Annotated in this window: 14 protein-coding genes; 5 read left to right on the top strand and 9 right to left on the bottom strand. The window is 73.9% G+C overall.

Features of this window, described 5'->3' with window-relative positions; genetic code table 11:
• Nucleotides 1-17 precede the first annotated feature (17 nt).
• Nucleotides 18-1,367 (bottom strand): sensor histidine kinase, encoded by a 1,350-nt coding sequence (locus tag ACGF0D_RS03895; protein ID WP_392913867.1) that lies wholly within the window; start codon nt 1,365-1,367, stop codon nt 18-20.
• A 206-nt stretch (nt 1,368-1,573) separates the two neighbouring features.
• Here ACGF0D_RS03895 and ACGF0D_RS03890 point away from each other — a divergent pair, with 206 nt between their 5' ends.
• The 3 genes from ACGF0D_RS03890 to ACGF0D_RS03880 all read left to right on the top strand — a co-directional run bounded on the left by ACGF0D_RS03890 (nt 1,574) and on the right by ACGF0D_RS03880 (nt 4,062).
• The gene (locus ACGF0D_RS03890) at nt 1,574-2,491 is read left to right on the top strand and encodes an ATP-binding cassette domain-containing protein (RefSeq protein ID WP_392913866.1); all 918 of its coding nucleotides are present in this window, start codon (nt 1,574-1,576) and stop codon (nt 2,489-2,491) included.
• Nucleotides 2,488-3,261, top strand: coding sequence for an ABC transporter permease (locus tag ACGF0D_RS03885; protein ID WP_392913865.1), 774 nt, complete (start codon nt 2,488-2,490; stop codon nt 3,259-3,261). Before ACGF0D_RS03890 ends, ACGF0D_RS03885 begins: the two co-directional genes overlap by 4 nt.
• Nucleotides 3,262-3,327: 66 nt before the next feature.
• The gene (locus ACGF0D_RS03880) at nt 3,328-4,062 is read left to right on the top strand and encodes a hypothetical protein (protein ID WP_392913864.1); all 735 of its coding nucleotides are present in this window, start codon (nt 3,328-3,330) and stop codon (nt 4,060-4,062) included.
• A gap of 133 nt (nt 4,063-4,195) precedes the next feature.
• Here ACGF0D_RS03880 and ACGF0D_RS03875 read toward each other — a convergent pair whose 3' ends face one another.
• Both ACGF0D_RS03875 and ACGF0D_RS03870 read right to left on the bottom strand, forming a co-directional pair.
• Nucleotides 4,196-4,987: a peptidyl-tRNA hydrolase gene (locus ACGF0D_RS03875; RefSeq protein WP_392913863.1), complete on the bottom strand. Its 792-nt coding sequence runs from the start codon at nt 4,985-4,987 to the stop codon at nt 4,196-4,198.
• Between the two features lie 133 nt (nt 4,988-5,120).
• Nucleotides 5,121-6,050 (bottom strand): hypothetical protein, encoded by a 930-nt coding sequence (locus tag ACGF0D_RS03870; RefSeq protein WP_392913862.1) that lies wholly within the window; start codon nt 6,048-6,050, stop codon nt 5,121-5,123.
• Nucleotides 6,051-6,174: 124 nt separating this feature from the next.
• On the opposite strand from ACGF0D_RS03870, the gene ACGF0D_RS03865 reads away from it, so the two are divergent.
• The gene (locus ACGF0D_RS03865; protein ID WP_392871918.1) at nt 6,175-6,546 is read left to right on the top strand and encodes a YbjQ family protein; all 372 of its coding nucleotides are present in this window, start codon (nt 6,175-6,177) and stop codon (nt 6,544-6,546) included.
• A gap of 116 nt (nt 6,547-6,662) precedes the next feature.
• Entirely contained in the window at nt 6,663-7,772 is a 1,110-nt protein-coding gene (locus tag ACGF0D_RS03860; protein ID WP_392913861.1) for a flavin-containing monooxygenase, read from the top strand.
• A 3-nt stretch (nt 7,773-7,775) separates the two neighbouring features.
• Here the strand turns inward: ACGF0D_RS03860 and paaE are convergent, their stop codons facing one another.
• The 6 genes from paaE to ACGF0D_RS03830 form a co-directional block, all read right to left on the bottom strand.
• The gene (paaE, locus tag ACGF0D_RS03855) at nt 7,776-9,029 is read right to left on the bottom strand and encodes a 1,2-phenylacetyl-CoA epoxidase subunit PaaE (protein ID WP_392913860.1); all 1,254 of its coding nucleotides are present in this window, start codon (nt 9,027-9,029) and stop codon (nt 7,776-7,778) included.
• Complete coding sequence (gene paaD, locus ACGF0D_RS03850) at nt 9,030-9,668, bottom strand: 1,2-phenylacetyl-CoA epoxidase subunit PaaD (protein WP_392913859.1); 639 nt, start codon at nt 9,666-9,668, stop codon at nt 9,030-9,032.
• Nucleotides 9,662-10,570 carry a 1,2-phenylacetyl-CoA epoxidase subunit PaaC gene (gene paaC, locus ACGF0D_RS03845; RefSeq protein ID WP_392913858.1) on the bottom strand — a complete coding sequence of 303 codons (909 nt, stop codon included), beginning with the start codon at nt 10,568-10,570 and terminating at the stop codon, nt 9,662-9,664. Before paaC ends, paaD begins: the two co-directional genes overlap by 7 nt.
• Nucleotides 10,571-10,583: 13 nt before the next feature.
• Nucleotides 10,584-10,901: a 1,2-phenylacetyl-CoA epoxidase subunit PaaB gene (gene paaB / locus ACGF0D_RS03840; protein ID WP_387757691.1), complete on the bottom strand. Its 318-nt coding sequence runs from the start codon at nt 10,899-10,901 to the stop codon at nt 10,584-10,586.
• Complete coding sequence (paaA, locus tag ACGF0D_RS03835) at nt 10,898-11,977, bottom strand: 1,2-phenylacetyl-CoA epoxidase subunit PaaA (protein ID WP_392871933.1); 1,080 nt, start codon at nt 11,975-11,977, stop codon at nt 10,898-10,900. Before paaA ends, paaB begins: the two co-directional genes overlap by 4 nt.
• A gap of 278 nt (nt 11,978-12,255) precedes the next feature.
• The gene (locus ACGF0D_RS03830; RefSeq protein ID WP_392913857.1) at nt 12,256-13,863 is read right to left on the bottom strand and encodes a M20 family metallopeptidase; all 1,608 of its coding nucleotides are present in this window, start codon (nt 13,861-13,863) and stop codon (nt 12,256-12,258) included.
• Nucleotides 13,864-14,388: the final 525 nt, after the last annotated feature.

Raw genomic sequence — 14,388 nt, 5'->3', positions numbered from 1 at the left:
GGTCACAAGATCGTTCGTCACGAGCCCAAGCGTAGGGGCAGCCGGACGGTCAGCACCCATCCCCCGTTCCCCTCCTGCGCCTCGGCCGCCCCTGGCCCCGCCCCCTGCACCGTCCCCGGCCCTGGTCCCGGTGCCACTCCCCGCGCCGGTCCCGCCGTCGCCTCTCCGCCGAGCAGGGTGGCACGCTCGCGGATGCCGCGCAGTCCCTTGCCACCCTTGCGCGTTGCGCCCCTGCCCGCACCGTAGGCCGTCGGCCGATCCGCCCCGGCCGGTGAACGGCCGCTTCCGGGTGGCCGGTTGGCGCATCGCAGCTCCAACTGGCCGTCCCGTACGGCGATCCGGATGTCGATCGGCTCGCCGGGAGCGTACTTGAGCGCGTTGGTGACTCCCTCCTGGACGATCCGGTACGACTCGCGGGAAAGCACTCCGGGTAGGGTGCCGGAAGGCACCTCGATCCGCGCCTTCACCGGGCTGCCGGCCGCCCGGGCGGTGTCGAACAGCGCGGGCAGCTGGTCGATCCCGGGCTGTTCGGTGGCCGCGCCGTTCGCTCCGGCCGGGGTCTCGCGCAGCAGCACGAGGGTGCGCTCGAGGTCCTCCATGGCCTGTCGGCCGGTCTCCTCGATGACTTCGAGCGCCTTGGCGACGAAGGCCGGATCCCCGACCTCGCGCGCCGCTCCCGCCTGAAGGACCGTCACCGTCAGGGCGTGGCCGATCGAGTCGTGCAGCTCCCGGGCCAGCCGGTTGCGCTCCAGCAGCCGTTCGGCGCGCAGTTCCGCCTCGGCCAGGCGCTCCGCCGGTGACGGGCCCAACAGCCTGACTGCCATGGCGAGTTGGAGGCGTCCTGCGTACACCAGGAACCAGCCGAGGCCGAGTGCCGCCAACGGCGTGAACGGGAGGTACCAGAGGGCGTCCGGACCGGTCAGCCGCTCGAAGGCCCCGGCGATCCCGAAGACCACCGGGAACCCGACCGCCGAACCGAGCGCGACCCGCCCGATCAGCCAGCCGGCCGTGCGCCGCCGGTCGGCCCAGGAGCGGGAGGGCTCGGTGGCGATGTCCTCCTCGCGGTCGGGCACCAGCAGCAGCCGGGCCTGCACCCCCTCGGCCCGGCGCGCCGCCGGGATGAGCGCGGCGAGCGCGAGCAGCACGACGTCCGTCGAGATGCTCGCCATCAGGATCTCGCCGACGTCCTTGTGGTACGTCCCCGGATAGACCATCAGCACGACGCCCGCGAAGATCCACCCGACCAGCAGGTGCAGCAGTCGTGCGTACGTGGCGCCGGCCACCAGGGGCGCGACGAGCCTCGGCACCGCGCTTCCCGGCGCAGTGCTCCCGGACACCGCGCTCTTCAGCGCTGCGATCTTGGACATCGGGCCATCCTGTCAGGCCGCCCCGGGCTCCCGGTTCCCGCGCCGGTCTCCGGCCGGCTCCCTCTCGGGAGGGAGGCGGCTCCCCGCCCCGGCGGGATCCGCCGCACCGGCCCGCTCCGGTCGAATGGAGCCACCGCCCGGTGCCGACCACAGCGAGCCCCGGCGGAGACCGACGACAAGGCGAGACGAGACGAGGGGAGCGGGCCGTGATCGAGATCCAGGGCCTCACCAAGGAGTACGACGGCCGGCGCGTCGTCGACGACCTGACCTTCGAGGTCCGGCCCGGTGTGGTGACCGGCTTCCTCGGCCCGAACGGCGCCGGCAAGAGCACCACCATGCGCCTGGTCCTCGGCCTCGACCGGCCGACCGCCGGACACGCCCTGGTCGGCGGCCGGCCGTACGTCGAACTCCCCGACCCGCTGCGGACGGTCGGGGCGCTGCTGGACGCCCAGGCGCTGCACGGCGGCCGGACCGCGCACGGCCACCTGCGCTGGCTCGCCGCGAGCAACGGCCTGCCGGCCCGCCGGGTCGACGAGGTGCTCGGCCGGGTCGGCCTGGCGGACGCCGCCGGGCGGCGGATCCGGGGCTTCTCGCTCGGCATGCGCCAGCGCCTGGGGGTCGCCGCCGCGCTGCTCGGCGACCCGCCGGTACTGCTGCTGGACGAGCCCGTGAACGGCCTGGACCCGGAGGGCATCCGCTGGATCCGCACCCTGCTGCGCGGCTTGGCCACCGAGGGCCGGGCGGTGCTGGTCTCCTCCCACCTGATGACCGAAATGGCGCTCACGGCCGACCACTTGGTGGTGATCGGGCGCGGCCGACTGCTCGCCGACGCCGCCACCTCGGAGTTCATCGACCGCCACGGCCGGACCCGGACCAGGGTCCGCGCCGTCGACCCGACCAAGCTCGCCGCCCTGCTCGACGACCCCGGCCACGGCCTCGACGCCACCGAAGTCGGCGACGGCGCCTGGGAGGTGAGCGGCGCCGAACCCGAGCGGATCGCCGCGCTCGCCGCCGCCGGCGGCGTGGTGCTGTACGAGATCGCCGTACAACAGGACTCCCTGGAGGAGGCGTTCATGCGGATGACCGCCGACAGCGTCGAGTACCGCGCGGAGGCTGCCGCGTGAACGCGCCCACCCCTGCCGGGACTTCTGCCACCAGGGCTCCTGCCACCAACGCCCTGCGCGCCGAGTGGATCAAGCTCGCCACCCTCCGGTCGCTCTGGATCACCCCCCTGCTCGCCCTGGTGCTCACGGCGGGCGTCACCACCGCCGTCGGCGCGGCCCTCGGCGACAAGGACCACAACCTCACCGACGACCCCGGCGTCGGCATCTTCTACGGCCTCAACTTCGGCCAGGCGGCACTGACCTGCTTCGGCATCCTGCTGATCGGCCAGGAGTTCAACACCCGCATGATCGACGTGTCGTTCACCGCCGTACCGAGGCGGGGCCGTTTGTACGGCGCCAAGCTCGCGCTCGGCGCACTCGTCGGACTCGCGGTCGGCGCCGTCGGGACGGCGGGCGCCTTCGCCGGGTACGCGGCGACCGTTCCCGCCGAATGGCACGGGCCCGCCTTCGTCCGCACCGCCGTGGCCGGGATGCTCTACCAGACGCTGCTGGTGGTGCTCTGCCTCGGGACGGCCGCCCTGCTGGGCAATCTCACCGCCGCCATGGGACTGCTTGTCCCGTCCCTCTTCCTGCTCTCACCGCTGCTCAGCGGTGTGCCCGGGGTGCGGAAGGTGGTTCAGTTCCTGCCCGACCGGGCCGGCCAGTACGCCCTGCGGTACGCCGACGACCCGGCGGTCGCCTACGGTCACTGGACCGGACTGCTGATCATGGCGCTCTGGACAGCCCTGGCGGCGTACGGCGGGCTGCGGGCACTGCGACGCGCCAAGTGACCCCGAGCGAAAGGGACATGGGAGATCGGACATGGGATACCGGAGTTGGGAGCGACAATGAGCACGATGGCCGACGCCGTACACGCCGAACGGGTCAAGTTCACCACCCTGCCCTCGCAGTGGGCGGCCCCACTGGTCGCGCTCGCGCTGACCGTCGGGGTCACGGCGGCCGTCAACGCCGCCTACGGGGCGAAGGACCACACGCCCGGTGAGGACCCGGCCGGCGGGATCTTCTACGGGCTGCTGTTCGGCCACGTCGCGGTGGCCTGCCTCGGGATCCTGCTGATCGGGCAGGAGTTCAACACCCGCATGATCGGCACCTCACTCACCGCCGTCCCCCGGCGCGGTCGGCTGTACGGCGCCAAGCTCGCGCTCGGCGCCGGGCTGGGCCTGCTGCTCGGGCTGGCGTCGACGGCGGGCTCGTTCCTGGCCGTCGGCACCACCGTCGGCCTGGACCTCTCCACCCCGGGCCTGACCCGCAGTTTCCTCGCCGGGGTGCTGTACCACCCGATGATGGTGCTGCTCTGCCTCGGGCTGACCGCGATGCTGGGCAACTTCAGCGCCGCACTCGGCCTGCTGACCCCGATGGTGTTCCTGGGCACCACCTGGTTGGCCGCCATCCCCGGCGTCCGCGAGCTGGGCCAGTTCCTGCCCGACCGGGCCGGCCTGTACGCGACCCGCACCCAACCCGAGCCGGGCGTCCACTACGGCCACTGGACCGGACTGCTGATCATGGCGCTCTGGACGGCCCTGGCGGTCTACGGCGGGCTGCGGGCGATGCAGCGCTACGAGCGGAGCTGACGACCGACGAGGAACGGCGAACGGATGACAGCTGACAGATTTCGAAATCTGTCAGCTGTCATCCGTTATCTGTTATCTGTTCGCTGCCATCTGCTCGCCGTCAGCCCTCGGCCGACGCCACCCCGCCACTCCGTCACCGCAGTGCCGGGTGGTCCGCGATCACCGTGCAGCTGCCCGGAGCGATCTCGGTGAAGCCCGCGTCCTGGACCACCGGCAGCCCGCTGCGCACGAGGTCCTCCCACGCCTCCGCCGCGGCCGTCCGGACCGCGAGCGCGAACCCGGCCTCGGCCCACTCCTTGCGCTGTGCCTCGTCGAGCCGCCACCACGCGAGCTGGGCGGCGTGCCCGGTCTGCGCCATCGTCTTGCCCGCGCTCATCTCCAGCTCGGGGTTGAGCCACAGCACCGGCAGCCCCGGCTCGGGCGCCCGGACCTCGGCCGTCTCCTCCAGGTCCGTCCCGGACACCTGGAGCTTGGCGAGTTCCTTCGGCCAGCCGTCCAGCGGGATCGGCGGGAACACCCGCACCTCGGCCTCCCGCCCCCGCACCGTGAGGCCAGGCAGCTCACCCGCCCGACGCCACTCACCGCCCCGGGCCCGCCGGACCACCTTGCGGATCCGGGCGTCCTCCCAGGCGGCGACCCGCTCCGCCCACTCGCCGTCCGCCTCGGTCACCCGGGGGTCGGCGAGCAGGGTGAGCACCGCCCGCGCCGAGGTCTCCAGCGCGTCCGTCCGGCCCGGCGGAGTCGCCCGCTCCACCCGGACGACCAGCGGCAGCACGTACTGCGGCCGCTCGTCGCGTTCCTCGCGCGACGGGGTGTCGCCGGGCTCCGCCGCCGGGGCGGGGGCCGTGGGCAGGGACGGGGAAACCGGAGACGAAGGAGCCGGGGCCGGAGCGGCGGAAGTCGGGGCGTCGGAAGGAGAAGTCACCCGTCCAGGATGCCAGCCCCGCCCCGACCGACTCGGCCCGCCCCGTTCACCTCGACGGTTCGCCTCGACGGCGAGCCCCCCGGCACTCGCCGTCCGAACCGCCGCACCACCGCACCGCCACCGCGACGCCCGGTCAGCGCCGGTAGCCGCGCTGCGGGTCCCGCTCCTCCGCGTCCTCGTACATCAGGAACCAGCCCTCCGGGTGGGTGGCCGCCAGCAGCAGCTCCGTGCGCTGCTCCGCCGCGAGCTCCGGATCGCCGTCGTCCGGCCCGTAGACGCCGAACAGCTCGTCGTGGCAGCCGTCCCAGTCGTAGTCGTACAGGTCGGCCGGGAGGTCGCCCATCATGTCCGCCACCGACTCGGGCTGCGCGCCGAGCAGGGCCCGGGCGTCCACCAGCGCCATCCGCAGCGCTATATCCTCGGCCAGGCAGCGCGGCAGCGGCCACTCGCCGAGCGCGAGGTCGTCGGCGAGGTCGTCGAAGGCCCGGGCCATCGCGCGGCGCCAGCCCCGGTGCATCCGCCAGGTGCGCTCGGGCAGCCGGGAGAAGACCGTCCAGTCCGTGTCGTCGCCGTCGGAGACCGCCTCGTCCCCGTGCTCGTCGAAGTCGTCGTACGCGGCGTCGGCCAGACCGATCAGCTGGGCGTGGAGCAGGCAGGCGGTGCGCGGGGTGAGCGTCCAGTCCGCGCCCGCGCCGCCGTCCTCCTCGTCGCCCTCCAGCGGGAACAGGTCCGCGAAGTCGGGGGTGAAGTCCTCCGTGACGCTGATCTCCAGCGTGCCGCCGAGCGCCTCGACCCCGGGGATGGCGGCCACCAGCCGGTCCGGGTGCAGCAGCGCACCGAGCGCCGCGTTGGCGTCCTCGGCCACCTCGCGCAGCAGTTCGCGGCGCTGGCCGGCCGGGTCGATGCCCTCGAAGTCCAGCTCCTCGACGGCCCTGACCGCGGCCGCGCGCAGGGCCGGCCAGTCGGTGATCCGAAGGCCCAGCACCACCGTCGCCTCGATCTCCTGCGCGCCGGAGTCCTCCGCCGCGCCCGGCCCCTGTGGATGATCGCTTCGCTCGCCCATGGGGCTAACGGTACGGCCTTTCGGGCGCCCGATCACGGGTCCGGACCAGCTTCCGGAAGCCTTCTCGGCCACCGCCCGGCCCCGCCTCGGTCACTCGGACGCACGAACTGGCAGGATGCGTCCCATGGCTGACATCAACGAGTACGGCGGCGGGCAGGGCCCGAACGCGGACGTCCTGGTCGTGACCACCAACGACATCCCCGGTTTCCGGGTCGACCACGTGATCGGCGAGGTCTTCGGGCTGACCGTCCGCAGCCGCCACCTCGGTAGCCAGATCGGTGCCGGTCTGAAGTCGCTGATCGGCGGTGAGCTGCGCGGTCTGACGAAGACCCTGGTCGAGAGCCGCAACGAGGCGATGCAGCGGCTGGTCGAGCAGACCAAGGCGCGTGGCGGCAACGCCGTCCTGATGATGCGTTTCGACGTCACCGAGGCAGCCGATGTCGGCACCGAGGTCTGCGCCTACGGCACCGCCGCGGTGATCTCCCCGGTCTCCTGACGCCCCTCCGGCCCGGTTCGGACGGCCTTCGGCCCGATTCGCGGGAACACCCGCCGGTCCCCCGATGTTTCACGGGCGTGACTGTTTACGGTGCAACTAACGGTGTTCCGCAACGCGTGGACGTCCTGGTGGTGGGCGCCGGGCAGGCGGGCCTGTCCGCCGCCCACCACCTGCGCCGTCGCGGCTTCGCCCCGTACCGGACGGGCGTCGACGGCGGCTTCGTCGTCCTCGACGCCAACCCCGTACCGGGCGGTGCCTGGGCGCACCGCTCGCCGTCCCTGCGGATGGCCACCGTGCACGGCGTCCACGACCTCCCGGACGCCGAACTCCCGCCGCCGGACCCCGAGGCCCCCGCCCGCGAGGTGGTGCCGGAGTACTTCGCGGCGTACGAGGCCCGGCACGCGCTCCCGGTCGTACGCCCGGTCGTGGTGCGTGCCGTACGGGCGGAGTCCGAGCGCCCGGACTCCCGGCTGCTGGTCGAGACCGACCACGGCACCTGGTCCACCCGTGCGCTGATCAACGCCACCGGCACCTGGACCCGCCCCTTCCTCCCGCACTACCCCGGCCACTTCGCGGGCCGTCAGCTGCACTACGCCGAGTACCGCGGCCCCAAAAAGTTCACGGGCAAGCGCGTGCTGGTGGTGGGCGGCGGGGCCTCGGCGATCCAGGTGCTGTCGGAGGTGGCCGCGGTCGGCGAGACGGTCTGGGTCACCCGCTCCGAACCCGTCTACCACGACGGACCGTTCACTCCCGAGTACGGGCGCGCGGTGGTCGCCAAGGTGGAGGAGCGGGTCCGGCAGGGCCTGCCGGTGCGCAGCGTGGTGAGCGTGACCGGGCTCGGCCCGTCCGTCGCCTACCGGCGCGCCGAGGAGCTGGGCGCGCTGCACCGCCGGCCGATGTTCGACCGCCTGACCGAGCACGGGGTCGCCTGGGGCGACGAGGAGCTGGCGGTGGACGCGATCGTCTGGGCAACCGGTTTCCGGCCCGAGATCGGGCACCTCGCCCCGCTCGGGCTGCGCTCCCCCGGCGGCGGCATCGCGCTCACCGGTACCCGCGCCACCGCCGACCCCCGCATCCACCTGGTCGGCTTCGGTCCTTCCGCCAGCACCGTCGGCGCCAACCGGGCCGGGCGCGCGGCGGTCAACGACCTGGTCAGGCTCCTCGGGAACCCGGCCCTCGGTGCTCCGGCGCTCGGTGGCGCGGTGACGGAGCCCGCCGCCGTCTGAGGCTCAGCGGTCGTAGTCGACGGTCACCCGGTCGGTGAGCGGGCGGGCCTGGCAGGTGAGGACGTAGCCGGCGGCCAGTTCCTTCTCCTCCAGCGCGAAGTTGCGGCGCATCTCCACCTCGCCCTCGGTGACCAGGGCGCGGCAGGTGCCGCAGACCCCGCCCTTGCAGGCGAACGGCAGGTCGGGGCGGGAGCGCTGGGCGCCGTCCAGGATCGAGCGGTCGCGCGGGAGGCAGAGCGTGCTGCCGCGGCCGTCGAGGACGACGGTGACCTCGCTCTGCGGACCCGAGGCGCCACCGGACGAGGCGTCCGTCCGGTCCCAGTCCTCGTCGCGTTCCGGGAGCGGCTCGTCCTCGGCGTGGAACAGCTCCTGGTGCACCCGCTCGCCCGGCACGTCCAGCTCCGCGAGCAGTTCCTTGGCGCCCGCGACCATGCCGAACGGGCCGCACAGCCACCAGTGCCCGACGCTGCCGACGTCCACCAGCGCCGCCAGCAGCGCGCGAACCCGCTCCGGGTCCAGCCGGCCGCTGAGCAGTTCGGCGTCCCTGGTCTCCCGGGAGAGTACGTGGACCAGCTGGAAGCGGCCGAGGTAGCGGTCCTTCAGGTCGGCCAGCTCGTCCGCGAACATCACGGTGTCGCTGCGCCGGTTGCCGTAGAGCAGGGTGACGGTGGAGTCGCGGTCGGCGGCCAGCACGGAGGCGGCGATCGACAGCATCGGGGTGATGCCGGAGCCGGCCGCGAGCAGCACGTGGTCGGCCGGGACGCCGAGTTCGGGGGTGAAGAGGCCGGACGGCGTCAGCACCTCGACCTCCTCGCCCGGCTTCGCCTCGCGCACCAGCCAGCGCGAGAACAGCCCGCCGGGCACCTCCCGGACGGCGATCCGCAGCGGCCCGCCGACCGGGGCGCAGATCGAGTACGAGCGGCGCTCGTCGGTGCCGTCCGCCAGCTTGCGCAGGGTCAGGGTCTGCCCGGGGCGGAAGGCGTACTCCTGCGCCAGTCCGTCCGGCACCGCGAAGGTCACCGCGACGGCGTCCTCGCACAGCCGCTCGACCCGGTCGATCCGCAGCCGGTGGAAGGTCGGGCGGCGGGCGGGGCGGATGCCGGTCGCCCCGGTGTCCGCCCCGGTGTCCACGCTGGTGGCGGAGGCGGAAGCCGCAGTGGCGGAGGCCGGTCTGGCGGGGGTGGAGGCCGGGCCGGCGGAGGCGGCGGCCGAACCGGCGGTATTGGCGGACGCGGCGGCGGGGGAAGCGGCGGGCATTCAGATCTCCTTGACGCGTTCGAACGGCTCGCGGCAGGCCCGGCAGCGCCAGAGCGCCTTGCAGGCGGTGGAACCGAAGCGGGACAGCTCCTCCGTCGCGGTGCCACCGCAGTGCGGGCACGGCACGGGGGGCGGGGTCGCGGTTCCGGCGCGGGTCGGGCCGAGGGTGAGCGCCACCGGACCGGCCGTGGCGACGGCGGCGGTGGGGCGCGGTGGGGCGATGCCCGCCTCGGCGAGCTTGCGGCGGCCCTCGGCGGTGATCAGGTCGGTGGACCACGGCGGGTCCAGCCGCAACCGCACCCGGACGTCCGGGTACCCGGCCGCGCGCAGCCGGCGGTCCACGTCGGCGGCCATCTCGGCGACGGCGGGGCAACCCGAGTAGGTCGGGGTCAGCCAGGCGGTCACCGTGCCGTCGGCACTGCCGCTGCCGCCGTCCACCTCGACCTCGGCCAGGACACCCAGGTCGGCCAGGGTCAGCATGGGCAGCTCCGGGTCCGGGACGGCCGCGGCGACCGCCCAGGCCAGGTCCCGGGTCGTCCTGCCCGTCGGGTTCGCGGCGCCCGTCGGGTCCGCGTTACCCGGTGGGGTCACGGCACCCGTCGGGTCCGCCGCGCCCGTCGCGGTGTCGGCCGTCACCATGTCGCCCCCGGGTGGGCCCGGGCCACCACCTGGAACTCGGCGAGCAGCGGGCCGAGCGCCTCGGTGTGCACGCCGTCCCGGCCGGCCCGGCCCAGGACGGTGGCCAGCGGCGGCACGTCCGGTACGGTCAGCCCGGCCTCGGCGAGGACGGCGGCGAGCGAGCGCAGCACCGGTTCACGCAGCGTCGCAGGGTCGACGCCCGCGCGCTGCTCCACCGGGTGTGCCGTGAACAGCTCCTCCAGCAGTGGCCAGACCGCGTCCAGACCGGCCTGCATCCGCTCGGCGGAGTACGGCGTGCCATCGCCCAGGCGCAGCGTCCAGGCGGTGGCGTACTCCCGGTGGTAGGCCAGCTCCTTGACGCCCCGGGTCGCGACCGCGGCCAGTACCGGGTCGGGGTGCGTGCTCAGCGCCTCGTACAGGGCGCCGCGCGCGGTGGCGAACAGCAGCAGCCGGGCGATCGAGTACGCGAAGTCGCCGTTCGGCGTCTCCACCAGGCGGACGTTGCGGTACTCGTGCTCCTCGCGCCAGTACGCCAGGTCGTCCTCGGTGCGGCCGGTGCCGTCCGCCTGACCGGCCCGGGTGAGCAGCAGGCGGGCCTGGCCGAGCAGGTCGAGGCCCAGGTTGGCGAGCGCGACCTCCTCCTCCAGCTCGGGCGCCCGGGTGCACCACTCGATCAGCCGCTGGGCGAGGACCAGGGCGTCGTCGCCCAGCATCTGGCAGTAGGCGGCGAGGTCCGCGCCGTCCACGCCTGCGGGCAGCGCCGTGTCCACGCCGAGCAGCGGGTCGGCGAAGCCCGTCCCGTACGCCCAGCGGCCCTCGCCCTCGGGGCCAGGGGCGGCGTCGGCGAGGCTGAGGTAGACGTGGTCGTCCTGGTCGGCGCCGGTGGTGGTGTCGTTGTGCACGGTGGCTCCCCCGTCAGATGTGCGGGACATCCTCGGGGATGTCGTAGAAGGTCGGGTGGCGGTAGACCTTGTCGCCGCTGGGCTCGAAGAACGGGTCGCGCTCGTCCGGGGTGGAGGCGGTGATCGCGTCCGAGCGGACCACCCAGAGGCTCACACCCTCGTTACGGCGGGTGTACAGGTCGCGCGCGGCGAGCAGGGCCATCCGGTCGTCGGAGGCGTGCAGCGAGCCGACGTGGACGTGGTTCAGCCCGCGCCGGGGGCGCACGAACACCTCGTACAGCGGCCAGCCGGCCTTGGACCCGGCCGGGGAGCCAACCTGGGGGTCGGTCACTTTCCGTTCTCCTGTTCGGTGGCTTCGGTGGCTTCAGCGGCCTCGGGGGCTGCGGTGGTCTCGGGGGCCGCGGGGACTGCGGCGGCTTCGGCGGCGCGCTTGGCCGCGTAGGCGACGGCTGCCTCGCGCACCCAGGCACCGTCCTCGTGGGCGGCGCGGCGGCGCTCGACCCGCTGGGCGTTGCAGGGGCCCTGGCCGTGGATGACCCTGGTCAGCTCGGACCAGTCCGGCTCGCCGAAGTCCCAGCCGCCGCGCTCCTCGTTCCAGCGCAGCTCGGGGTCCGGGAGGGTGACGCCCAGGTGCTCGGCCTGCGGGACGGTCATGTCGACGAAGCGCCGGCGCAGCTCGTCGTTGCCGTGCCGCTTGATCCGCCAGGCCATCGAGCGGGCGCTGTTCGGCGAGTCGGCGTCCGAGGGGCCGAACATCATCAGCGACGGCCACCACCAGCGGTCCACCGCGTCCTGGACCATCCGGCGCTGGGCCTCGGTGCCGCGCATCAGCGTCATCAGCAGCTCGTAGCCCTGGCGCTGGTGGAAGGACTCCTCCTTGCAGATCCGCACCATCGCGCGGGCGTACGGGCCGTAGCTGCAGCGGCAGAGCGGGACCTGGTTGCAGATCGCGGCGCCGTCCACCAGCCAGCCGATCACGCCGACGTCGGCGAAGGTGAGGGTCGGGTAGTTGAAGATCGAGGAGTACTTCTGGCGACCGGAGATCAGCTTCTCGGTGAGCTCGGCGCGGTCGACGCCGAGGGTCTCGGCGGCGGCGTAGAGGTAGAGGCCGTGACCGGCCTCGTCCTGGGCCTTGGCGAGCAGGATCGCCTTGCGGCGCAGGGACGGGGCCCGGGTCAGCCAGTTGCCCTCGGGCTGCATGCCGATGATCTCGGAGTGGGCGTGCTGGGCGATCTGGCGGATCAGGGTGGCCCGGTAGGCGTCGGGCATCCAGTCCCTGGGCTCGATCCGCTGCTCGGCGGCGACGACCGCCTCGAACCGGTCCTCCGGCGTTTGCGCGGGGACCGCCTCGGCCACCTCTGCTGTCACCACGGTCCCCTCTCGTGTCCTGCCCGGTCGGTCGGGCATCTGGGCGCCGACCAACCGACTGACCGTTCGGTCGGTACCATTCTGCGCGGCAGGACGGAGGGATGGCAAGGTGCGGAACGGATAACAGCTGACAGATTTCAGAATCTGTCAGCTGTTATCCGTCGGCTCTTCACTGTTTGCTGTTCGCTGTTTCCTGTTCGCCGCCCGGTGTTCGCTGTGAGTTGGTCGCTGTGAGTTGGTCGCTGTTCCCTGTCCGCTGTCGACTGTCTGCCCGTCGTCGACCGTCAGCGGTCGGCCGTCAGCAGCTCACCGGCGGCTCATCCCTCCGCGCGGTCGCGCAGTCGCGGCAGCGGTACGGCAAGGAGTGCCGCCAGCAGGGCGACCCGGGGGGCGATCTGGTCGAGCCGGATGTGCTCGTGCCGGGCGTGCGCTCCGGCGCCCACCGCACCGAAGCCGTCCAGGGTCGGCAGCCCGCGCGAGCCGGGCAGATTGGCATCCCCTGCCCCACCCGCCGGGGCGCCGTCCAGCTGCTGCCCGAGCACGGCGGCGAGCGAACGCACGTGCCGCAACAGCGGGTTGCCCGTCCGTTCGGGCCACGCCGGACGACTGGACAGCACCTCCGTACGGACCCGGGCGCCCGGGCGCAGCGCGGTGAGCCGGGCGAGGTCGTCGAGCGTGCGGCGCTGCGCCTCTGCGGTGGCGAAGCGCAGCCCCAGCTCGGCCTCGGCCCGGCCCGCGACGACATTGGCGCGCGTACCACCGCTGATCCGCCCGGTATTGAGCTCGGTACCGGGTTGGCCGGCGAGGTCGCGCACCAGCACGAGCTGGTCCACCAGTTCGTCGACCGCGGACACCCCGTCGTTGGCGTCGTTGCCGGCGTGCGCCTCGCGGCCGGTCACGGTGAGCCGCACCCGGGTGCTGCCGCGCCGCGCGGTCTTCAGCCGGCCGTCGGGGTGCGACGGTTCGAGCCCCAGGACCGCGGCGGCGTCGCGCAGCTGGCGCTCGACCAGGCGCCGCCCGTCCGGACTGCCCACCTCCTCGTCGGAGACCACGACCAGGCGGACGGTGCGGTGCGGGCGCTCGCCCAGGTCCGCGAGCAGCGCCAACGCGCCCTCGAGGATGGCGAGTCCACCCTTCATGTCGACCACGCCGGGGCCGGTGAGCCGGCCGTCCTGCTCGGTCACCGGCCAGTCCGCGAGGGTGCCGACCGGCCAGACGGTGTCGTGGTGCCCGACGATCAGCAGGTGCGGCAGGGACTCGTCCCGGCCCTCCCACTCCAGTACCAGGTGGTCGCCCGCCGGTCCGGGTTCGCGGCGGGCGGTGGCACCGGTGGCACGGAACCCGGCCGCCAACTCCTCGGCCAGGGCGTCGAGTCTCGGGGCGTCACCGCTGGGGGACTCGATCCGCGCCAGGTCGGCGCAGCGGCGCCGGACGGCGCCGGCGAGGCTACGGGCACGCGTGCTGAGTGTCTGCGGCACACCGGGCAACACCGTGGTGGCGGTTGCGGTCCCCGGGGTGGCGGTGGCTGCCGGTCCTGCCGTGGGCTTCGCGGCAGCGCTCTTCGCCACCGCGGTCTTCGCGACGCCGGCTTTGGTGAGGGCGGATTTCATGAGGGCGGTATTCGTGAGGGCCGACGTGGCGGCCGTGGTCTTGGCGACTGCCGCCTTGGCGGCGGCCGTCTTCGCGGTAGCGGACGCGGCGGCGGCCTGGCCCGAGGCGGCCGGCACCGTGGTGGCCGGAGCCGGAGCGGCAGTTGCCGTGCAGGCGGCAGCAGCAGCACCGGTGGCGGTGATGGTGGCAGTGGTGGCGGTGGTGGCGGTGGCGCGGGCCTCGCCGTCGGTGGCGGCCGGGACGGTGACAGGTGACGGGGCGGGTTCCCCGGCGGCGCTCGGCACGGCGTGCGACCCGATGGTCTGGGAACTCAACGCTCGCCTCCGCGGCCGCCGCCGGTATACAGCGGCCGTACCGGCCGACCGCTTCCGCCCGGGCACCAGGCCCGGCCGGACTGCACCGACCGAACGGGATGGTGGGCGGCCCACCGGAGCGGCCCGACTGGCCCAAGTACGGTGGTACGGCAGGGCGGCGTGCTTGGCATGATGCGTCCTCCTCGCTCGATCCGGGGACCCCGGTCCGCCCGGGGCCCCCGTGGACGGCGGCCTCCTGACAGCGGGCGCAGTGGCCGGACCGCCGCAGGGAAGCCGAGATGTGAGCCTAGAAGAACCGTTCGGTTTCCTGCGAGGTGGCCCTGCTCCCAGCGTGCCGGTACCGGGCCCCGCTTCGGAGGCCGCCCGTCCGCGATCGGCGCGGGCGCTCGGCGCGCGGGCCTGGATCGGCGCGCGGGCGCGGTCGCCGGATCGCGCCCATCTCCACCATGGACCCGCCGCCCGAGTTCGGCAGCGCAAACGGCCAAGGCACGGCATTTCCACGCCGGATGGGTGACATCGGCTCAG

The organism is Kitasatospora sp. NPDC048298, from assembly GCF_043201465.1.
Classification (GTDB): Bacteria; Actinomycetota; Actinomycetes; order Streptomycetales; family Streptomycetaceae; genus Kitasatospora.
This window is presented reverse-complemented; position numbering and strand designations above follow the sequence as displayed.